Origin of the sequence: Williamsia limnetica (assembly GCF_003217475.1) — a bacterium.
Taxonomy (GTDB): domain Bacteria; phylum Actinomycetota; class Actinomycetes; order Mycobacteriales; family Mycobacteriaceae; genus Williamsia; species Williamsia limnetica.
Window position 1 is genome coordinate 49,876 of sequence record NZ_QJSP01000019.1, and the last position, 19,200, is coordinate 69,075.

At 63.6% G+C, this 19,200-nt stretch carries 23 protein-coding genes and 2 tRNA genes; 14 read left to right on the forward strand and 11 right to left on the reverse strand.

All coding sequences use genetic code 11. The features are described from left to right. Window positions 1–34: 34 nt before the first annotated feature. From ftsE to DFR67_RS25045, 5 genes are all read right to left on the reverse strand, one after another. The gene (ftsE, locus tag DFR67_RS25025; protein ID WP_110472194.1) at window positions 35–724 is read right to left on the reverse strand and encodes a cell division ATP-binding protein FtsE; all 690 of its coding nucleotides are present in this window, start codon (window positions 722–724) and stop codon (window positions 35–37) included. A 54-nt stretch (window positions 725–778) separates the two neighbouring features. Beyond that, the gene (locus tag DFR67_RS25030) at window positions 779–1,231 is read right to left on the reverse strand and encodes an Rv3103c transmembrane domain-containing protein (protein ID WP_110472195.1); all 453 of its coding nucleotides are present in this window, start codon (window positions 1,229–1,231) and stop codon (window positions 779–781) included. Further along, complete coding sequence (locus DFR67_RS25035) at window positions 1,228–2,175, reverse strand: mechanosensitive ion channel family protein (RefSeq protein ID WP_425451336.1); 948 nt, start codon at window positions 2,173–2,175, stop codon at window positions 1,228–1,230. Before DFR67_RS25035 ends, DFR67_RS25030 begins: the two co-directional genes overlap by 4 nt. A gap of 101 nt (window positions 2,176–2,276) precedes the next feature. Continuing rightward, window positions 2,277–3,389, reverse strand: coding sequence for a peptide chain release factor 2 (gene prfB / locus DFR67_RS25040; protein ID WP_110472255.1), 1,113 nt, complete (start codon window positions 3,387–3,389; stop codon window positions 2,277–2,279). A 64-nt stretch (window positions 3,390–3,453) separates the two neighbouring features. Then, on the reverse strand, window positions 3,454–3,858 hold the full coding sequence (locus tag DFR67_RS25045) for a hypothetical protein (RefSeq protein WP_110472197.1): 405 nt from the start codon (window positions 3,856–3,858) through the stop codon (window positions 3,454–3,456). Between the two features lie 123 nt (window positions 3,859–3,981). Between DFR67_RS25045 and hisN the strand changes: the two genes are divergently transcribed. Both hisN and DFR67_RS25055 read left to right on the forward strand, forming a co-directional pair. Continuing rightward, entirely contained in the window at window positions 3,982–4,767 is a 786-nt protein-coding gene (gene hisN, locus DFR67_RS25050) for a histidinol-phosphatase (protein WP_110472198.1), read from the forward strand. Between the two features lie 17 nt (window positions 4,768–4,784). Next, window positions 4,785–5,447, forward strand: coding sequence for an MBL fold metallo-hydrolase (locus tag DFR67_RS25055; protein ID WP_110472199.1), 663 nt, complete (start codon window positions 4,785–4,787; stop codon window positions 5,445–5,447). Window positions 5,448–5,535: 88 nt separating this feature from the next. On the opposite strand, the gene DFR67_RS25060 is transcribed toward DFR67_RS25055, so the two are convergent. Further along, on the reverse strand, window positions 5,536–5,982 hold the full coding sequence (locus DFR67_RS25060; protein ID WP_110472200.1) for a DUF2752 domain-containing protein: 447 nt from the start codon (window positions 5,980–5,982) through the stop codon (window positions 5,536–5,538). After that, complete coding sequence (locus tag DFR67_RS25065; protein WP_158540034.1) at window positions 5,979–6,398, reverse strand: NINE protein; 420 nt, start codon at window positions 6,396–6,398, stop codon at window positions 5,979–5,981. Before DFR67_RS25065 ends, DFR67_RS25060 begins: the two co-directional genes overlap by 4 nt. 285 nt (window positions 6,399–6,683) lie before the next feature. Here DFR67_RS25065 and DFR67_RS25070 point away from each other — a divergent pair, with 285 nt between their 5' ends. From DFR67_RS25070 to DFR67_RS25090, 5 genes are all read left to right on the forward strand, one after another. After that, window positions 6,684–8,051, forward strand: a complete 1,368-nt coding sequence (locus DFR67_RS25070; RefSeq protein ID WP_110472201.1) for an acyl-CoA dehydrogenase family protein — start codon at window positions 6,684–6,686, stop codon at window positions 8,049–8,051. Between the two features lie 47 nt (window positions 8,052–8,098). Further along, window positions 8,099–9,322 carry an acyl-CoA dehydrogenase family protein gene (locus tag DFR67_RS25075; protein WP_110472202.1) on the forward strand — a complete coding sequence of 408 codons (1,224 nt, stop codon included), beginning with the start codon at window positions 8,099–8,101 and terminating at the stop codon, window positions 9,320–9,322. Between the two features lie 407 nt (window positions 9,323–9,729). Next, the gene (locus DFR67_RS25080) at window positions 9,730–10,062 is read left to right on the forward strand and encodes a transglycosylase family protein (RefSeq protein WP_110472203.1); all 333 of its coding nucleotides are present in this window, start codon (window positions 9,730–9,732) and stop codon (window positions 10,060–10,062) included. A gap of 136 nt (window positions 10,063–10,198) precedes the next feature. Continuing rightward, window positions 10,199–10,786, forward strand: coding sequence for a TetR/AcrR family transcriptional regulator (locus DFR67_RS25085; RefSeq protein WP_110472204.1), 588 nt, complete (start codon window positions 10,199–10,201; stop codon window positions 10,784–10,786). 9 nt (window positions 10,787–10,795) lie between these two features. Further along, complete coding sequence (locus DFR67_RS25090) at window positions 10,796–11,905, forward strand: glycosyltransferase (RefSeq protein ID WP_110472205.1); 1,110 nt, start codon at window positions 10,796–10,798, stop codon at window positions 11,903–11,905. A gap of 68 nt (window positions 11,906–11,973) precedes the next feature. On the opposite strand, the gene DFR67_RS25095 is transcribed toward DFR67_RS25090, so the two are convergent. Further along, entirely contained in the window at window positions 11,974–12,459 is a 486-nt protein-coding gene (locus DFR67_RS25095) for a DUF5709 domain-containing protein (protein WP_110472206.1), read from the reverse strand. 63 nt (window positions 12,460–12,522) lie between these two features. After that, complete coding sequence (locus tag DFR67_RS25100) at window positions 12,523–13,755, reverse strand: ammonium transporter (RefSeq protein WP_110472207.1); 1,233 nt, start codon at window positions 13,753–13,755, stop codon at window positions 12,523–12,525. Window positions 13,756–13,976: 221 nt separating this feature from the next. Between DFR67_RS25100 and DFR67_RS25105 the strand changes: the two genes are divergently transcribed. The 6 genes from DFR67_RS25105 to DFR67_RS25130 all read left to right on the forward strand — a co-directional run bounded on the left by DFR67_RS25105 (window position 13,977) and on the right by DFR67_RS25130 (window position 17,414). Next, the gene (locus tag DFR67_RS25105; protein ID WP_211325155.1) at window positions 13,977–15,182 is read left to right on the forward strand and encodes a TerD family protein; all 1,206 of its coding nucleotides are present in this window, start codon (window positions 13,977–13,979) and stop codon (window positions 15,180–15,182) included. Window positions 15,183–15,271: 89 nt separating this feature from the next. Further along, on the forward strand, window positions 15,272–15,667 hold the full coding sequence (locus tag DFR67_RS25110) for a phage holin family protein (protein ID WP_110472258.1): 396 nt from the start codon (window positions 15,272–15,274) through the stop codon (window positions 15,665–15,667). Continuing rightward, the gene (locus DFR67_RS25115) at window positions 15,667–15,945 is read left to right on the forward strand and encodes a DUF3618 domain-containing protein (protein WP_110472208.1); all 279 of its coding nucleotides are present in this window, start codon (window positions 15,667–15,669) and stop codon (window positions 15,943–15,945) included. The genes DFR67_RS25110 and DFR67_RS25115 overlap by 1 nt, the downstream gene beginning before the upstream one ends. After that, window positions 15,942–16,214, forward strand: coding sequence for a DUF4235 domain-containing protein (locus tag DFR67_RS25120; RefSeq protein WP_110472209.1), 273 nt, complete (start codon window positions 15,942–15,944; stop codon window positions 16,212–16,214). The genes DFR67_RS25115 and DFR67_RS25120 overlap by 4 nt, the downstream gene beginning before the upstream one ends. A gap of 156 nt (window positions 16,215–16,370) precedes the next feature. After that, the gene (locus DFR67_RS31625) at window positions 16,371–16,520 is read left to right on the forward strand and encodes a helix-turn-helix domain-containing protein (RefSeq protein WP_110472210.1); all 150 of its coding nucleotides are present in this window, start codon (window positions 16,371–16,373) and stop codon (window positions 16,518–16,520) included. A gap of 567 nt (window positions 16,521–17,087) precedes the next feature. Next, window positions 17,088–17,414: a hypothetical protein gene (locus DFR67_RS25130; RefSeq protein WP_146240535.1), complete on the forward strand. Its 327-nt coding sequence runs from the start codon at window positions 17,088–17,090 to the stop codon at window positions 17,412–17,414. Window positions 17,415–18,287: 873 nt separating this feature from the next. Here DFR67_RS25130 and DFR67_RS25140 read toward each other — a convergent pair. Then, window positions 18,288–18,361 (reverse strand) — tRNA-Met (locus DFR67_RS25140). 155 nt (window positions 18,362–18,516) lie between these two features. Here DFR67_RS25140 and DFR67_RS25145 point away from each other — a divergent pair. Next, window positions 18,517–19,011, forward strand: a complete 495-nt coding sequence (locus DFR67_RS25145) for a COG4315 family predicted lipoprotein (protein WP_110472259.1) — start codon at window positions 18,517–18,519, stop codon at window positions 19,009–19,011. A 106-nt stretch (window positions 19,012–19,117) separates the two neighbouring features. Here DFR67_RS25145 and DFR67_RS25150 read toward each other — a convergent pair. Continuing rightward, window positions 19,118–19,191: transfer RNA gene (locus DFR67_RS25150), tRNA-Met, on the reverse strand. Window positions 19,192–19,200 lie beyond the last annotated feature (9 nt).

Sequence of the window (19,200 nt, forward strand, 5' to 3'; positions counted from 1 at the left end):
TGCAGAAGAAATGGAATGGTCGGCTCGGCCGGCCTCAGCCGCCGAGGCCGTAGACGCCGTGGGCGTCATCGCGGGTCAGTCGACCGTTGCTGAACTCGAGAACGCGCCGGCGCATCGAGTCGACGATCTGGCGGTCGTGGGTGGCCATCACGACGGTGGTGCCCCGACGATTCACGCGGTCGAGGACCTCCACGATTTCCCGGCTGGTGTCGGGGTCGAGGTTGCCGGTCGGCTCGTCGGCCAGCAGCAGCAACGGCCGGTTCGCGATGGCCCTGGCGATGGCCACGCGCTGCATCTCGCCACCGGACAGTTCGTACGGCATCCGGTCCGCCTTGCCCGACAGGCCCACATAGTCGAGAACCTCGGGCACCACCTTGGCGACGGTGTTGCGCGGTTTGCCGATCACCTCGAGCGCGAACGCCACGTTCTCGGCCACCGACTTCTGCTGCAGCAGCCGGAAGTCCTGGAAGACGCAGCCGATCGACTGTCGCAATTTGGGGACCTTGCGACTCGGCAGCTTGTTGACGTGGAAATCGCCCACATAGACGTCACCGGAGGTCGGCTTGTCTTCCTTTAGCAGCAGCCGGAAAAACGTTGACTTGCCCGAGCCCGAGGGCCCGATGAGGAATGCGAAATCGCCTTTGTCGACGTCGAGAGACAGATCCCGCAGTGCGGGCCGGGTCGATGCCTTGTACTGCATCGTCACATTGTTGACGCTGATCATGGTCGCCCAGTGTAGCCACGAATGCTTGCCGCGCCCCTCAGACTTGCCGCCCGGTCAGGGCGCAATGCTGATGGTCGGCAGCTCCGGGAGCCGAAAGCCTCCTTGCGGCGGCGTGGTCGTGGTGGGTTCCGAGCTCGAACTGGAGCTGGGTTCCTCCTCGATGGTGGGCGGCACGGTCGTGGACTGCGTCGTCGTCGTCGACGGCGTGGTGCTGGTCTCGGTGGGTTCTTCCTCGACCGGCGGCGGCGGTGTGGTGGTCCGCGGTGCCTGCACCTGCGAGATCTGGTTCTGCCGGGCCTGCTCATCGAGATTGGCGTAATGGTCGGAGCGCTGGCCATAGAGGAACAGCGCCGCGATGAACAGCACGACGAGCGCAGCCGTGGTGGTGCGGACGCGTCCACGGAAGAGGTGGCGCGGGATCCTCTCCCACAGCGACTTCTTTGGTTCGGCCTCCAGCGCTTCGGAGGTAGGCGAGGCTTCTTGGTCTCGTCCGCTCTGCTCGCTCATCGGCTTCCCTCCTCTGCGGCTGCAGCTGCCGGCGCGACGCCGTCGGTCTCGATGGCCGTTCCCGGCGCCAATGCGATTCCGGCGCGGCCGAACGCCCTGACGATCCTGGCCCGCAGGTCCCGGCTGACCTCGAACTGTTTACCCGGCAGGGTTCGTGCCACGATCCGCACGGTCATGGTGTCGACCTCGATATCGGTGACACCCATGGCCGTGGGTTCGTCGAGCAACAGGTTGCGGGTGCGGGCGTCGGTGAACGCCTGGTGCCCGATCTGAGCGATCAGTTCGTTGACCCGTGCCATATCGGCACCGATCGGCAACGGGATGTCGACCACGGAACGGGCCCAGTCCTTCGACAAGTTGATGGCCTTGACGATCTGGCCGTTCGGGATGGTGATCATCTCGCCGTCGGCCGACCGCAGTTTGGTGACCCGCAGCGTGACGTCCTCGACGGTGCCTTCGGCCGGCTCCGCTGCCCCGGTGATGGCCAGCGACACCACGTCACCGAATCCGTACTGCTTCTCGGTGATGATGAAAAAGCCCGACAGCAGGTCCTGCACGATGCGCTGGGCGCCGAAACCGAGCGCCGCACCGAGCACGGTGGCCGGCGCGACGAAGCCGGTGATCGGGACGCCGAGCGCCCTGACGATGCTGAAGCCGGCGATGATGTAGACCACCGCGATCGCTCCCCAGGCGATGACCTGGGCGACCGAATGGCGATGTTTGATCGCTTCCGACCGCACCAGCGCATCGGATTCGGTGAACTTCGAGTCGATCTTGGTGGTGATCTTGCCGACCATCCACTGTACGAAGCGGGTCGCCAGCAAGGCGCCCACCACCCACAGCAGGATGGTGAGGCCCTGCAACGAGAGCCATCGGATCAAACGGTCCGATCCCGCGGGCCCGGACGGGGCCGACGTCACGAACGCGACTACATCATGAAACAAACGATTTGCTCCTCCGGTGTGGTGCTGCGGCCCTCATGGTCAGGTCGAACTCCGCTGCGGTGGAAAAATCAGGGCCGAGCATCTGTGCGGCCCGGCACGGCCTACGCGGTCTGCGCCATCCTCCAGCGGATGCCCGATTCGATGAACCCGTCGATGTCTCCGTCGAGGACCGCCGTCGGATTGTTGACCTCGAACTCGGTCCGCAGGTCTTTGACCATCTGATAGGGGTGCAGCACGTATGACCGCATCTGATTGCCCCAGCTGGATCCGCCGTCGCCTTTGAGGGCGTCCATCTCTGCGCGTTCTTCCTTGCGTTTGCGCTCGAGCAGCTTGGCTTGCAGAACCCGCATCGCTGCGGCTTTGTTCTGCAATTGGCTCTTTTCGTTCTGACAGGTCACCACGATACCGGTCGGGATGTGCGTGAGCCGCACAGCCGAGTCCGTGGTGTTCACCGACTGGCCTCCGGGGCCTGATGACCGGTAAACGTCAACGCGCAGTTCGGTTTCCGGAATGTCGATGTGATCTGTGGTTTCGACCACAGGCAGTACCTCGACCTCCGCGAAGGACGTCTGACGGCGACCCTGGTTGTCGAAAGGACTGATACGGACCAGCCGGTGGGTGCCCATCTCGATCGAGAGTGTGCCGTACATGTACGGCCCCTTGACGGCGAAGGTGGCGGACTTCAGACCCGCTTCTTCGGCGTACGAGGTGTCGTACACCTCGACTTTGTAGTCATGCTTCTCCGCCCAGCGGATGTACATGCGCATCAGCATCTCGGCCCAGTCGGCGGCATCCACGCCCCCGGCGCCTGACCGGATGTTGACCAGGGCGTCGCGGTGGTCGTATTCACCGGCGAGCATGGTCTTGACCTCCATCGCCTCGATGTCGGTGCGCAGCGAGACGCGCTCGGCATCGGCGTCGGCCATCGCTTCGGTACCGGAGGCGCCTTCTTCTGACTCGGCCAGCTCATACAACAACGGAAGATCTTCGAGTCGCTGGCGCAATTCGGCGACCCTGCGTAGTTCGGTCTGCGCATGCGAGAGCTCGCTGGTCACCTGCTGAGCGTGTTCCTGGTTGTTCCACAGCTCGGGATCGGCGGCCTGATGTTCGAGCTCATCGATGCGTCGCCGAAGCTCCTCGAGGTCGAGAACCTTCTCCACCGTGGTGAGGGTCGAATCGAGGGCGTCGATGTCTGCTGAGGCGTCTGGATGCACGATCACTCAGGGTACCGGTTGGTGGCAGTGCAGACCTATCGGTCGAGCCCGACGGGGGTCGCGATCAGTCTTTGCGAAGGTTGGGCCCGGCCTGCGGGTCGGGTCCGATGGGGCCGGCCAGCTCCCAGCTCGACTCCGCTTTACCCGGTTTGTACGTCACGGGGATCTGATCCCCGATGGACGGCCAGCTCATCGACATCGGCACCACGAAGCGTCCGTAGACATCGGTGGGCGCGGTGTCGGGGCCGATGATCGTGCCCGACATCGTGCAGAACACCTGGTGGTTCTTGTCGCCCTCGACCGGCTGGTCGGATACCCCGGTCAGCGTCAAGGTCCCCGGAACGCGATTGGAGAACCGGGGGTCACCGGGCCTGCCACCGGCGGTCTCGCCGGAGCGGGCGCGGCGCCATTGGATCAGTATCGCCGCGAGGAGTGCAGCGAGCATCAGGATGATGATGATCTCGAACATGTCCGGCGGGCTCCTACGGGTTGGTCACGACTTCGGCGATACGCACTTTTCAGGTTAACCGGACATCGGGACGGTCACCGCGCCGATGAACTCGCCTCCGGCGCCCAAGTAGCGTGAGCGTCCATGACCGAATCTCGCGACCTGCGGATCGCGTCGGCGTTGGCCGATGCCGCCGACGCCATCACCACCGCCCGTTTCGGCGCCCTCGATCTGATCGTCGATTCCAAACCCGACCTCACCCCCGTGTCAGACGCCGACCTGGCCGTCGAGACCCGGCTGCGCGAGTTGATCGCCCAGGAGTGCCCGGATGACGACGTCCTCGGAGAGGAGTTCGGCGGCGACGTCGCACTGTCCGGCCGCCAATGGGTGATCGACCCGATCGACGGCACGAAGAACTTCGTCCGCGGCGTCCCCGTCTGGGCGACCCTCGTCGCCCTGCTGATCGACGGGGTACCGCAGACAGGCGTCGTCAGCGCGCCCGCGTTGGGCCGGCGCTGGTGGGCGACGGCGGGCGAAGGCGCGTTCGCCCAGGGCCCAGATGGCGCTGTGCGGCCGATCCGGGTGTCGCAGGTGTCAGAGATCCCGGCGGCGAGTCTGGCGTTCTCCAGCCTGTCCGGGTGGCGCGATCGTGGGATTCGCGAGCAGTTCATCGGTCTCACCGATGAGGTGTGGCGGGTGCGCGGTTACGGCGACTTCTACAACTATTGCCTCGTTGCCGAAGGCGCCGTCGACATCGCCGCCGAGCCGGAGGTCTCACTCTGGGATCTGGCGCCGCTCGACATCCTCGTACGGGAAGCGGGCGGGGCGTTCACCGCGCTCGACGGCAGCGCAGGCCCGCACGGCGGCAGCGCGGTGGCCACCAACGGCGGCCTGCATGCGGCGGTTCTGGCGGCACTACGACCCGCCTGAGGCGCATACTGGTGTCCATGCAGATCACACACTTCGGCCATTCCTGCATTCTCGTCGAGTTGAACGGCACCACAGTTCTTTTCGATCCTGGCAACTTCTCACACGGCTTCACCGGCGTGACCGGAATCGACGCCATCCTCATCACGCATCAGCACCCCGACCACGTGGATGTGGCAGCGCTACCCGACCTCGTGGCAGGCAATCCGGAGGCGGCGCTATACGCCGATCCGCAGACGACGCGCCAGCTCAACGAGGATGACGTCGCAGGTACCTGGACCGCGGCGCAGCCGGGTGACGAGTTCACCATCGGCGGGATCACCACCCGCATCGCCGGCGGCACCCATGCAGTGATCCATCCGGACATCCCGACCATCGACAACGTCGCCTATCTCCTCGGCGACGAGAGCAATCCGGCGCAACTGATGCATCCGGGCGATTCGCTGTTCGTGCCAGAGGAGAAGGTCGACGTGTTGGCGATGCCGACCATGGCGCCGTGGATGAAGATCAGCGAAGCCATCGATTATCTGCGCGCGGTCAAACCTCGACTGAGTTTTCCGATCCACAACGCCTTGCTGGTGGAGGCCGGACTGAAGATGCACTACGGGCGGTTTTCCGAGATGAGCGACGCCGCGACCGACTTTTTCGTGCTGCCGGATCAAGACGCACTCGAGGTCACCTAGGTTTCTCGCCGAGATCGTCCGATTGAGGGGTCGCCGAGGGCAATACGCCCTTTGCACCCTCGGATTCGGACGATCTCGGGGCCGAACGTCAGGCGATGTCGGGAAACACACCGCCGCCGACGACTTGATCGATCACCCTCGCGATGCCGTAGAGCACCCAGATCACGATCACCCCGATGACAATCGGGTGGCGGAACAGGCGGGCGACCGGCGCGGCAGGCTTTTTGCGGGCGACGAGGATGCCGACCGCGACGACGAACATCATCGTGGCAACAAAGCTGATGGGCCCGAAGATGTTGTACGCGAATGCGTCGGCAAAATCACCGTGTGCGCTAGCAACCCAGCTGCGGGTGAGGCCGCAACCAGGGCACGGCAGTCCGGTGATCAGTCGCATCGGGCACATCGTCGGGCCGGACGTACTGAGAGAAGGTGTCACCGCAAACGCGGTGACGAGGGCGCCGACGCCGAAACCGGCGGCTATCCGAGTCGCTTTCTCGGATTGCCGCCGGGCCGGAAGGGTCGACGGGGACGTCACTTCAGTGGAACACCATTCGAGTCGGGGAGCTTGCGCATCGCAATCAACACGATATCTATCAGGGTCCAGATGCCCAGACCACCGCACGTCAAGAGCTTGGCGATGCCGAGCCCGGTGTAACCCAGGTAGAAGCGGTCGATGCCCAGGCCACCGACGAACACCGAGATGAGCAGCGCGGTGAGCCACTCTTTGTCGGAGAAGAGCCCGGGAACCTGAGAGACGGGGAACCAGTTGCTCGCCTGCGTCCGTACCTGGGTCTCGGGCTTCACCTGGCCGGACCGGACCAGTCCGGCGAGGTCCTGGTAGCCCATGGGCCCCTGTTCTTGGCCGAACAAGGATACGAAGAAGGTGTCGTTGTGCGGGCCACCCTGCGGCTCGAAAGGCTTGGCGGGATACCCGGGAGGAGGTTGTGTCATGCAGAGGACAATATGGCACCCGCACACCGATCGGCGGCTCCCGACGGAAATACTGATCGATTGAATGACCTGCGCGTCTACGCCTTCTGAGCAGCGACGATAGAAGTTTTGCATTGCTACCGACTTGCTGTTCGCACCCAACCCCGAGCCAACCCTCCGTGTCGGTGGGTGACAAAGGACCTTACTCGGGAGTAAGGTCGTTCTTACTGCCGAGTAAGATCGGCATGCCCGGCACCGCCGGGCACCTGGAACTGGCCGCAGAACGCACGAGACAAGCTGGTGAGAATGAGTACTCATACCGAGCCCCGCGACACATCCGCAGTTGGCAAGAACCCGCACCGCCGCAGCGCGATCGGAACCGCGATGCGAGTGTTGACCACGGTCACCGGTTCGGATTTCGCTGACAAGTACAAGATCCGCGAACCGCTGAACCGCATCGCCTACGAGGGCACCAAGACCGGCTTCCGGACCATCGGCGCCGCGAACCGCGCCTTCGCGTCGGCTCAGGGGGGCGGCAAGGCCAAGCGGCTGACGACCACCCCGAAGAACTACTTCAACCTGTTCCCGGACGACGAACAGAAGATGATCGCCGATACGGTCCGTGAGTTCGCCGACGAGATCCTCCGTCCGGCCGCACACGACGCCGACGCCGCGGCCCAGGCACCGGCCGAAATCCTCACCCGCAGCGCGGAGCTGGGGATCACCATGATCAACGTTCCCGAGGAGTTCGACGGCGCGGCCACCGAACGCGGCGTTGTGACCAACTCGCTGGTCGCCGAGGCAATGGCCTACGGAGACATGGGACTGGCCCTGCCCCTGCTCGCACCAAGCGGTGTGGCAACGACGCTGACCCAGTTCGGTAGCGACGCCCAGCAGAAGACCTACCTGCCCGATTTCGCGGGCGAGAGCGTCCCGCAGTCGGCCGTGGTCATCGCCGAGCCGCGAGCATTGTTCGATGCGATGACGCTGCAGACCAAGGCAACCCGCGTTCCGAGCGGGTATCGACTCAACGGCGTCAAGTCGTTCGTGCCCGCCGCCGGCTCGTCCGAGCTGTTCATCATCGGCGCTCAGCTCGACGGGCGTCCCGCGCTGTTCATCGTCGAGTCCAACACCAAGGGCCTGGTGGTCGAGGCAGATCCCGGAATGGGCGTGCGCGCGGCCGGCATGGGACGCCTCCTGCTCACCGACGTCGCCGTGCCGTCGAACGCGCTGCTGGGTGAAGAAGAAGGCGACGCTGCGTTCTCCGCATACCGCGACGTGGTCCGGCTCGCCCGCCTCGGCTGGTCGTCACTGGCGGTGGGTACAGCCCATGCCGTCCTGGACTACGTGATCCCCTACGTCAACGAGCGTGAAGCGTTCGGCGAGCCGATCTCCAACCGCCAAGCCGTCGCGTTCATGGTGGCCAACATGGCGACCGAACTCGACTCGATCCGACTGGTCACCCTCCGCGGAGCGGCACGCGCCGAGCAGGGACTGTCCTTCGCCCGCGAAGCGGCACTCGCCCGCAAGCTCACGGCCGACAAGGGCATGCAGATCGGTTCTGACGGAGTGCAATTGCTCGGTGGACACGGGTTCACCAAAGAGCATCCCGTCGAGCGCTGGTTCCGCGATCTGCGCGGCGCCGCGATCGGCGAGGGCATCGTCGTCCTGTAACTGATCTGTTCACTCCTGTCTCACAACACTTCACGAAAGATTCAGACATGGCAATCAATCTCGAGCTTCCCAAGAAGCTGAATGTGACGGTCGACCAGGCCCATCAGGCTGCCGCCCAGATCTTCCGTCCCATCTCACGCAAGTACGACCTCGCCGAGCATTCCTACCCTGTCGAACTCGACACGCTCGCAAGCCTCTACGACGGCCTTTCCGAGGCCGGCGCCGCCGGGGCGGGTGCCGACGGTGGTCGTGGCCAGAAGCAGGACAAGAAGGAACTGCCCGCAGGAGCCGTCGTCAACGGCGGCAACATGCAGTCGGTGCTCAACACCATGGAGACCTCGTGGGGCGACGTCGGCTTGATGCTGTCGATCCCCTACCAGGGCTTGGGTAACGCCGCGATCGCCGCAGTTGCCTCGGAAGAGCAACTCGAGAAGTTCGGCAAGGTGTGGGCCGCCATGGCCATCACCGAACCGTCCTTCGGGTCCGATTCGGCCGCGGTGTCCACCACTGCCACCCGCGACGGTGATGACTACATCATCAACGGCGAGAAGATCTACGTGACTGCCGGTTCGCGCGCCGACCACATCGTCGTCTGGGCATCGGTGGACAAGAGCGCCGGTCGCGCCGCGATCAAGAGTTTCGTGGTCCCCCGCGAGCACCCGGGCGTCACCATCGAACGTCTCGAACACAAACTGGGGATCAAGGCCTCGGACACTGCTGCAATTCGTTTCGAAAATTGCCGGGTTCCCGCCGAGAACCTGCTCGGCTCACCAGAGGTCGACACCAAAAAGGGCTTCGGCGGGGTCATGCAGACCTTCGACAACACCCGGCCGATGGTCGCCGGCATGGCAGTGGGCGTCACACGTGCGGCACTCGAAGAGCTGCGGCAGTTGCTCGAAGAGGCCGGTGTCGAGATCGACTACGACAAGCCGGCCAACAACCAGCATGCTGCTGCCGCGGAGTTCATCCGGATGGAGTCGGATTTCGAAGCGGCTTACCTGCATTCACTGCGCGCCGCATGGATGGCCGACAACAAGGAGCCGAACTCGAAAGAGGCTTCGATGTCCAAGGCGAAGGCGGGCCGCACAGTCACCGACGTCACCACCAAGACTGTGGAACTGGCAGGCACTCTCGGTTACTCCGAGCACCTGCTGCTCGAGAAATGGGCCCGGGATTCGAAGATCCTCGATATCTTCGAAGGCACCCAACAGATCCAGAACCTGATCATCGCTCGTCGCGTTCTCGGGAAGAGCAGCGCCGAACTCAAGTGATCTGAACACTTTTCGTCTCTCTCACAGCGAAGAGCCCCGCCGTATCGAGGGGTACGGGCGGGGCTCTTTGCATTCTCCGAACAGGTCGAAACACATATATGGGATTCTCCGATCGCCGTTGTATCGCGCCATTTTCGATGGCTCATTTCACAAATCCGCGGTGTTCCGAGTCACAATAACCATTCGACACTGTTTTCGGCTTCGCGCTCGATCACCCCGCCGACCTGCATAGAAGCACGCTGCGCCCCGACTGAGTCGAATCGTCGTGCGTATGAAGTCGACGTGACGTTCCGACGCGAAATCAGTACCGTCTGAAATCGTGCCGAGAACACGGCCCGAGAAATGTCAGAAGTAATCACCAACCCGCATCCCTTGATTCTTGAGGACGTGCGGCGCGAGGAGGAAACATGACAAGCATGCGCAAATTGGCCGCTCGAACTGCTATCGCCGGAGCTTTGACGCTGGCACCCATGGGGGCCTTCGCGGCGACTGCCTCCGCGGAAGGCGCCCACAACTGGGACGCGGTCGCCCAGTGCGAGAGCGGTGGCGACTGGTCGATCAACACCGGCAACGGCTACTACGGTGGCCTCCAGTTCACCCAATCCACCTGGGAAGCCAACGGCGGCGTGGGCAGCGCCTCCGATGCCAGCCGTGAAGAGCAGATCCGGGTCGCCGAGAACGTCTTGGCAACGCAGGGCGTCGGTGCGTGGCCGGTCTGTGGTCAGTACCTCTACAGCTGACGCCAGTACTTTTATCGCCCGGGCCGCACCACGCGGTCCGGGCGATGTCATGTGGCGAACAAATTCAGCGGTAGTGCTCCGAATTTCGCGGTAGTGTCGATTGACACGAAATAGCGGTGCCGCTAGCGTGTGATGGATGAAGACGACGCGCAATTACGTCATGCGCTCGCGTGCCGAGTCAGCCGAACAGACCCGGCAGCGTGCGCTCCACGCCACGGTGACCTTGGCGGGCGAGAAACCGTTTTCGACGATAGTGCTCCCCGAGGTCGCGGCCCGTGCGGGTGTCAGCGTGCAAACCGTCCTGCGCCAGTTCGGGAACCGGGACGGGTTGTTGGACGCGGCCACCGCGTTCGTCGGCGAACAAATCCACTCTCAGGCGGTGACCACGCCGGGCAACGTGCGTGCCGCCCTCGATTCCCTGTTCGACCACTTCGAGGCCCGCGGCGACGTCATCATCATGTTGCTCGGCCAGGAGGGCTGGGATCGTCGGGCGCAGTCCCTCACCAGCGCTGAACGCGAGGGCCATCGCGAGTGGGTCACCACTGTGTTCGCTCCGCAATTGGCGGGCATGACGACTCGAAGCCGAAACGAGCTCATCGACATGCTGCTGGTGGCGACCGACGTGTACACCTGGAAGGTGCTCTGCCGCGATCGCGGTCTGACGCGAGTGCAGGCGCAGAAGCGCGTCGGCCGAATGATCACGGCGCTCCTGACGAACGACTAGGCTCATCCGGTGCCGACCGAAACGCGTTCCGCCCGCGTGCTGTTCGTGACGTTCGACGCCGGCGGCAACTTCCCGCCCGTGATCGCCCTGGGACGCGAAATCGCCTCCCGCGGCCATCGCGTGACCGTCCTCGGGCATCAGCAACAGCGCGAGAAGGTCGAGGCAGCCGGACTGTCGTTCGTTGCCTACACCGATCCGCCGCCCTGGTCCTCCGCTCAGCACCACGGGATGCTGTCAGCGATCCTGGGTTATCTGAAAATGTTCACGACTGATGCACTCGTCGATGACGCGGTGTCGGCGGCGGCCGACCAGGACGTAGTCGTCGTGGACTGCATGCTGCTGCCCGTCATGTCGGCGCTGACAGGCCGCGACGTCCCGGTGGTGGCCCTCTTCCATACCTTTTTCGCTTATCTCGACGGATCTTTCCGACGTGCCATCGGCATGGTCTCCAGGGTGCGTGGACTCGGCGTCCGTAAGACCTGGCGCGCCACCGATCTTCGTCTGGTGGTCTCCGACCGGGCACTCGATCCCGCCGGTGGCCGAGCTTCCGATCCGCGACTCGTATGGTCGGGGCCTGCAGAGCCGGCGGCACGGCCTCATGTGCCGCAACAGCTTCCAGTGGTTCTGGCCAGCCTGAGCACCACCGACTTCCCGGGCCAGCAGCAGACTTTGCAGAATATTCTCGACGCCGCGGCCGACATGCCGATCCGCCTCGTGCTGACCACCGGTCCGGCAGTCGATCCCGGATCACTGCATCCACCGGCGAATGCCGAAGTGCACGGGTTCATCCCGCATCGCGACATACTGCCCACCTGCTCGGCGGTCGTCGGACACGGAGGTCATTCCACAGCGGCCCAGGCGCTGGCGCACGGGCTACCGATGGTCGTCATCCCGATGCATCCGCTCCTCGATCAGCCGATGGTCGGAAAGGCCGTGGCCGCATCGGGCGCCGCGATCGTCTTGCCGAAGAAAGCCTCACCGGACTCGATCGCGGTCGCACTGACGCGGATACTCGAGGACCCGTCGTACACCGCAGCCGCGACGGTGATAGCGGAACGACTCGCCGACGGCAGGGGCACGGCTCGTGCGGCCGACGCCATCCTGGACCAGCTCAGGTGATCAGCGGCAGGATCATCGACGACTCGAACGGCGCGAGAGGACGGGTGATGTTCACCCAGCCGGCCCGGTCAGAACTCATCGTCGGCGTCGATCACGTGCACCGCGGCTTCTTCCGCTGATGCTGCGCCTCCATCGAAGCCCGCGTCGGTGGCCAGCCGCTGCTGGATGTCGTGCACCGACACCCCCTCGTCCGGCGCGATCAGACGACCCGATCGCCGACCACCCACCTGCTCATCCTCCGGGAACTCGGGATCGCTGTCCGCCTCGTCGGAGCGCCATTCCGAATCCGGGCTGTCGGGCTGATACGCCAACGACGTCGGATCGGGTTCTTCCTCGGCGAGATGCTGAGCCAGGCTCTCGCCTTGCCTCTGCTCATCAGCGGTGGTGCCGAAGCGGTTGATGCCCTCAGGCTGTTCGGGAGGCGAATATCCCTCGTCCAGAACGTCGTCGACTCCCCTGTCGTCGAGCGTGTCCTCTGCCTGTAATTGATCGTCCTCGTCGAGGCTGTATTCCCCGGTCGAACCTTCCGAGGTGCTCTCAGGATTGGTCGTCATCACCTCACGATGTCACCGCCCGGGCAAGGTCACCACCCTGCCAGCACCCAAAGTCGATACTGGTCACCGCTCCAGTTCCGCATAGGCGGTCTCGGCGTGCTCGGAGAAGTCGACACCCTCGCGTTCGTCCTTCGCGGACACCCGGAAACCGATCGTCCAGTCGATGACCTTGCCGATGCCGAACGACATCGAGAACGTGTACGCCGCGACAGCGAGGATGGCCAGCAGCTGTTTGCCGAGCAGCAGCAGCCCGCCGCCGTAGAACAGTCCCTCGGCGTCGCCGGTCATCATCCCGGTGGCCAGTAGGCCGATCAACGCAGTGCCGACGACACCACCGGTGAAGTGGACCCCGACCACGTCGAGGGAGTCGTCGTAGCCGAACTTGAACTTCCACAGGACGACGTACGCGCAGACCACACCGGCCGCCAGCCCGACGACCGCAGCGCCCAGCGGGCTGACCGAGCCGCACGAAGGGGTGATCGCGACCAGACCCGCGACGATGCCCGAGGCCGCTCCGAAACTCGTCGGGTGTCCGTCCCGGCTGTTCTCGACGATCAACCAGCCGACCATGCCCACGCTGCCCGCGATCAAGGTGTTGAGCAGGACTGCCGAGGCCATTCCATCGGCGGCGAGGGCCGACCCCGCGTTGAACCCGAACCACCCAAACCACAGCAGGCCTGCACCTAACAACACGAACGGCAGGTTGTGCGGCCTCATCGGATCGTGTTTGAAACCGAGCCGGGGTCCGAGCACCAGTGCCAACGCCAATGCAGAGGCACCCGAGGTCACCTCCACCACCAGGCCGCCCGCGTAGTCGAGTGCGCCCAACTCTGAGATCCAGCCGCCAGGTCCCCATACCCAGTGTGCAACAGGCGCATACACGAGCAAGGTCCACACGGGCACGAACACGACCCAGGCGACGAACTTCGCCCTGTCCGCGATGGCACCACTGATCAGCGCTGCCGTGATGACGGCGAACGTCAGCTGGAACGTCACGAACAGCAGCGTCGGGATCGATCCGTGCACCGACTCGGGCCCGATACCCGCGAGCCCGAACGAGTGCACGCCCCCGATGAGACCGAAGCCCGCATCGTCGGAGAACGCGAGGCTGTACCCGGCAAGCAGCCAGGCCAGAGCTACGAGCGGGATCGCGATGTAACTCATCATCATCATGTTCAGAACGGAAAAGCTCCTGACCATGCCGCCGTAGAACAACGCGAGCGCCGGAGTCATCAGCAACACCATGGCGGTCGCGATCAGGACCAGCGCGGTGGCGGCACCATCGATTTCGGGCACAGGAGCCCTCCCATGTCTTGGCAGGTGGAGTTACGAGATGAATCAGGACAGTAGCGGTAGTCGAGGGCAGCGGCCACCGCGGAGTCCTGCGATGTCCGAGTAGTCCGATTTCGAATGGACACCGAATTGCGCGAGCACCCGCGGCGATTGGGCGCTGTGGGTAGTTTCGACACCGACGTCACCTGACACCGGTGACCACCCCACGGCGGGACGGACCCCAGATGAGCATCTCAATGACGGCCGGCGCGAACTCCCCGCTCACCTCGTCGGAGTTCAGGATCGAGGTCAGCGCCTCCGGTCGACGCATCGATGTCTCGGCGCTGCTGCTCACCGCCGCCGGGAAGGTCCGCACGGACGCCGATCTCATCTTCTACAACGCGCCTATCGGGCCCGGAGTGCGGCACGTACCCGGCACCGCGTCTACCCCGGATGCAGTTGTCATCGCCCCGGCGTCCCTGCCGGCATCGATCGACAAGGTCGTCATCACCGCAAGCCTCGATCCACCGACCACCACCTTTGCCGGCGTGCAGACCGTGGCCGGGCTCATCGACATCGCGTCGGGCGACCATCAGGTCGCGTTCATCCCGGACAACCTCACCGTCGAGACAGCCCTGGTCGTCTTCGAGGTCTACCGTCGCGGCGCGGACTGGAAGGTTCGGGCTGTCGGACAGGGCTATGCCAACGGTTTGACCGGAATAGCAACGGATTTCGGTATTACGGTCGACGACGAGCCGACGAGTGCACCACCTGTGACATCGCCGCCGGCACCGTCGGTCCCCACGCCCTCAGTCTCCGCACCCTCTGTCCCCGCATACTCCGGCACCGCTTACTCCGGCACCGCGTCCGCCGACAATCGACCCAACCTGGACAAGGGCCGGGTGGTCCTGCGCAAGCAGCAGTCGGTGCTGCTGACCAAATTCGGCAAACCGTTGCAGAACAAGGTGCGGATGGCGTTGGGATGGGACCCCGCGCCCGGCCGCGCGAAGATCGACCTGGACGCATCCTGCATCGCGTTCGACACCACCCGCAAGGTCGTTGCCACCTGCTGGTTCCTGAAGCTGTCGATACTCGATTCAGCCGTCGCTCATTCGGGCGACAATCTCACCGGTGCCGGCGAAGGTGACGACGAGACGATCACGGTGGATCTGGGCCGGCTGCCCACAAATGTCGTCGGACTGGTGTTCACGGTCAACTCGTTCTCGGGCCAGAAGTTCACCGACGTGCAGCGCGCGTTCTGCCGGTTGGTCGATGTGGGCACCAACGAGGAGATGGTTCGGTTCGAACTGTCCGACTCGAACCCGAGCACGGGCGTCCTCATGTGCAAGATGGTCCGCGAACCGTCGGGGTGGGTGATGACCGCCCTCGGTCAGTACGCCGACGGCAAGACCGTGCGCAAGATGAAAAAGCCTGCTGCAGCGGCACTCTGATCTGGCCGATCGGCGCGGTAAAACCCACCGTTTGTCCAGTTGTGGACGTGGGTATCCACCGGGGGTCCGCCAGAGCAGAGGAGGAATCCGTGAGCGATACGCCACCGGCCGATCTGTCGACCGTGCAATTGATCGAACGGTTGTCAGAACAGACATCCACGCTCGTCAAGACCGAGGTGAGCAACGCCCTCCAAGAAGTGAAATCCAAAGGCACCCGGCTCGGGGTGGGTGTGGGAATCTCGGGGGCCGGCGCACTGCTGCTGCTGTTCGGGCTGGGCACCCTCGTCGCCGCTGCCGTCCTGGGGCTGGCGACTGCAGTGTCCGCGTGGATTGCTGCCCTCATCGTCGCCGCAGTATTGCTCGTAGTCGGAGGCGTCGTCGCGGCGATCGGGGCCTCTCGTGCCAAGAGCGCCGTTCCGCCGGCACCCCAGACAACCGTCCGCAGCGTCCAGACAGACGTCGCAACCGTCCGAGAGGCTCTGTGATGACCGAACCCACGCCTGACCCTTCCCCGGACGATCAGACGCCCCCGCCCCCAGTAGAGCAACAACGAGCCGAACTCGCCGAAACCGTCGAGGCCCTGACCCAAAAACTCGACGTTCCCACGCGAGTCAAGGCAGCCGCGTCCGATACCGCGCACACCGCGCAGGTCAAGGCCAAGGAGAATCCGCAACCCCTGGCCGCCCTCGGTGCCGCGAGTGTCGTCGCGATCATCGCCATCGTCCTCCTGCGTCGTCGGCGCCGTTCGAAGGGAAATCTATGACCACCGTCTCCAAGACCATGTACAAGCCGCTCTCCATCGCGACGGGAGTGCTGGGCGGACTCGCGGCAACCGCAGTGTTCGGCCAGGTGTGGAAGCGCATCGGCGACGATGACACCAAGGCTCCACGCCCGAGTGATCTCAACCGCTCGGCCACCGAGGTGTTCGCCGCTGCGGCCCTCCAAGGGTTGATCGTCGGCTTGGTCCGAGCCGCCATCGATCGCGGGACCGCCCGCGGCTACAAGGCGGTCACCCACGAGGATCCGACCTGAGATGTGATGCCTTGCAATAGAAAGACCCGCGCCCTGCAAGCAGGACGCGGGTCTTTCTTTCGCAGTCCTCGTTGGTGCTAAGACCACCAACCTACGTTCGATGGACGCTGGGTCTGACCAGCGGAAACCCGAGTAAATCATCATGTTCGTCCGCGAATCGCAGAACGGCTACACCGCGAGGTGGTCGAGTTGTATGGCAGCGGGATGACGAGTCGCGCCGTGGCAGAACAGACGGGTCTCGGACGCACCACAGTACTGCTGGAGCGGGAAGGTGTCGCGGTTCGGCCTCGAAGTGCGCGGTACTAGAAGCGCGGTACCAAATAGGTACTAGCAACCTCATCAAGTAGGCGTTGCCGGACGGTCGGACCCGTCCGTTATCGAAGCAACGGCACCTTTGGATCAGAGGAACGGCGCCAACAACAGCCCGTTGCTACCCAAAAGAACGTCACAATCCGATAACAGATAGCCGAGTCGAATTGTCCGTGACCAGGCGCTTAGCGTTGGCCGGAAAGGGCCATCATGCGGCCCGTCTTCGTGTTGACTGGATTCCCAGTTGTGGATAGTGCATCGCTTAGGCTAGCTTTCTGAGCCAGACAATCAAACCGCTGGTTGTCCGGAGGGGATTCACTATGACAGTCCGACGTTCTCGTGTGCTATCGGCAGCATTGCTCACCGCGTTCGCAGTCACTGCTGTTGGCGCAGGTTCGGTTGCCGCCGCGCCAAACTCGTTTGCCGACCGCACGGTCACCAAGTCCACCGACGACGGATGGCAGGTCTCGGTCACCAAAGCTAGCGAGAAGCTTCGCTCGGTTCCGCCGCTCAACCAATCTCAGAGTGGGGTTTTAGAAAATGTACTTCCTTAATTTCTCTGAGATGGGCAGACCATCCGAGAATGAGTATGTTTGGTGGGTTTCTGACGAGAATTTCGAGCGTCTATTCGACGATTGCCTGGAACGCGGATATCTACAGGGCGATGTCGCCTGGATGAAGATGGCTGCGCGCGGCTACAAGGGACTTCCAGACAAGGTGGACACCCTAAGACTCCTGCGCCCATTCCGCCAATGCGCACTTGAGAGGATTGAAGAAATTATGCAGCAACAACCTCCGCTGTCGACAATGGATCAGCACTACCTCAAAGGCCTTCAAGAAGGCGTTTCTGTCTTTGATCGAGTCCTAGACAACCGGCTAGATCAAATCTAGACCGAGATCACCGGGAGATCGGAGCTTGGTTCCAGATGTATGCCATTGATTTTGATCCAGAGAACAATCCGTCCAGTCCAGCCGATCGAACCCGGAACGATAGGTATCTATGGTGGGTTTCGGACGAAAACTACGATCGGCTGTTCGATGAGGCACTGTTGTCGGGTTATCTTCCACAGGAGCTGTCGCATTTGCGAGAAGAAGCCAGCTGGTACAAGGGATTGACGTCATCGGCAGGGACGCTGCTTCTGCTCGATGGATTCGAGCGGCGCGCACAAGAACTGATAGAACAACTGGAATCAACATCGGGTCTAAGTACAATGGACTCTCATTTCCTGTCCGGTCTCCGCGACCTGATCAAGGTACGGCAGCGACTAGTTGACGATAAGAAAATACATTCTAAATAAAAAGTATTCACGTTAGCGGCTGCTGAGGCACGCCAGTCGGGAGTCGGATCACCACCCTCGAAGCGGTACTCCAACCACCAACGCCACAGGCCGCACCCGACAACGACGTCGCCGCAGAAATCCTCCCCGACCGCCGATACCGCCTCAGCGCTCGCCAAACCGCCATCATCTACGACCCAGACGGCGACATCAACGAAGACGCAACCGGCCGCGACATCAACGACACCACAGCCGCGCACCGCCTCGCCGAACTATGGGACGTACCACCCGAACCGATCATCGACGCCATCGCGAACACCAACGAGATCATCGAATCTCTCGGCATCATCGGCACACCCTTCGACCCCTGGATCCACGCACTCGAGCTCGAGTGGCCGGCCTGACCGGCTGGCCCGCAAGCTGGCACGGCACTCACAACAACGCAAGAGGCCCCCGAGACATTGTCTCGAGGGCCTCTTGACCTTCGTAGCGGGGACAGGATTTGAACCTGCGACCTCTGGGTTATGAGCCCAGCGAGCTACCGAGCTGCTCCACCCCGCGGCGGTGAACACAACGTTACATGGAGGCGGTCCAGAAGTCGAAACGCCAGAACAAGCACACATGAAGGGGTGATCGGCATCGCCGCCCGCCGACCACACAGATGATGCAGACTTCCCTTCATGTGGACTCGATGCTGCGCCGTGGCGCTGTTGCTCATGCTTCTGACTGCGTGTGGCGACAACAGCCGTAGTGCCGACGCGCCGATCCAGTCGAGCGCGACCACGGTTCGAACGTCGACGGGGACGTCCGAGTCGACCGCCGACCAACCCACGGCTCCCCCGCGCGAACCTGGCGCTCAGATCGACGCCGCAACCGGCCCGTTCGGGCAGATGCTGTACGACGCGACCGGGCAGGCGATCTACCTCTTCGACATCGAAACCGACTCGACACCTCGTTGCTACGACGACTGCGCCGACGCCTGGCCCCCTGTGCTGACCACCGGCGACCCCGTCGCCGGACCCGGTGTCGACAGCACACTGCTGGCCACGACCCAGCGAGCTGACGGCACGACCCAAGTCACCTACAACAGTCACCCCCTCTACTTCTACGTCAACGAAGGAAAGCGCGAGGTGTTGTGCCACAACATCTTCCTCAACGGCGGCAATTGGTATGTCATACGACCCGACGGCGAGCCCGCGCCCCCAGGCTGAGGCGCGCTGCGGTCGCCGGAACCCAACTCACGCCAACACGATCCGGTCGACATGAGACAACGCAAGAGGCCCCCGAGACATTGTCTCGAGGGCCTCTTGACCTTCGTAGCGGGGACAGGATTTGAACCTGCGACCTCTGGGTTATGAGCCCAGCGAGCTACCGAGCTGCTCCACCCCGCGGCGGTGAAT

Bases quoted from the DNA above. Each gene is read 5' to 3' on its own strand.
- ftsE (WP_110472194.1), bottom strand. From the start codon at position 724: ATGATCAGCGTCAACAATGTGACGATGCAGTACAAGGCATCGACCCGG.
- DFR67_RS25030 (WP_110472195.1), bottom strand. From the start codon at position 1,231: ATGAGCGAGCAGAGCGGACGAGACCAAGAAGCCTCGCCTACCTCCGAA.
- DFR67_RS25045 (WP_110472197.1), bottom strand. From the start codon at position 3,858: ATGTTCGAGATCATCATCATCCTGATGCTCGCTGCACTCCTCGCGGCG.
- hisN (WP_110472198.1), top strand. From the start codon at position 3,982: ATGACCGAATCTCGCGACCTGCGGATCGCGTCGGCGTTGGCCGATGCC.
- DFR67_RS25055 (WP_110472199.1), top strand. From the start codon at position 4,785: ATGCAGATCACACACTTCGGCCATTCCTGCATTCTCGTCGAGTTGAAC.
- DFR67_RS25065 (WP_158540034.1), bottom strand. From the start codon at position 6,398: ATGACACAACCTCCTCCCGGGTATCCCGCCAAGCCTTTCGAGCCGCAG.
- DFR67_RS25070 (WP_110472201.1), top strand. From the start codon at position 6,684: ATGAGTACTCATACCGAGCCCCGCGACACATCCGCAGTTGGCAAGAAC.
- DFR67_RS25075 (WP_110472202.1), top strand. From the start codon at position 8,099: ATGGCAATCAATCTCGAGCTTCCCAAGAAGCTGAATGTGACGGTCGAC.
- DFR67_RS25080 (WP_110472203.1), top strand. From the start codon at position 9,730: ATGACAAGCATGCGCAAATTGGCCGCTCGAACTGCTATCGCCGGAGCT.
- DFR67_RS25085 (WP_110472204.1), top strand. From the start codon at position 10,199: ATGAAGACGACGCGCAATTACGTCATGCGCTCGCGTGCCGAGTCAGCC.
- DFR67_RS25095 (WP_110472206.1), bottom strand. From the start codon at position 12,459: ATGACGACCAATCCTGAGAGCACCTCGGAAGGTTCGACCGGGGAATAC.
- DFR67_RS25105 (WP_211325155.1), top strand. From the start codon at position 13,977: ATGAGCATCTCAATGACGGCCGGCGCGAACTCCCCGCTCACCTCGTCG.
- DFR67_RS25115 (WP_110472208.1), top strand. From the start codon at position 15,667: ATGACCGAACCCACGCCTGACCCTTCCCCGGACGATCAGACGCCCCCG.
- DFR67_RS25120 (WP_110472209.1), top strand. From the start codon at position 15,942: ATGACCACCGTCTCCAAGACCATGTACAAGCCGCTCTCCATCGCGACG.
- DFR67_RS25130 (WP_146240535.1), top strand. From the start codon at position 17,088: ATGGGCAGACCATCCGAGAATGAGTATGTTTGGTGGGTTTCTGACGAG.
- DFR67_RS25145 (WP_110472259.1), top strand. From the start codon at position 18,517: ATGCTTCTGACTGCGTGTGGCGACAACAGCCGTAGTGCCGACGCGCCG.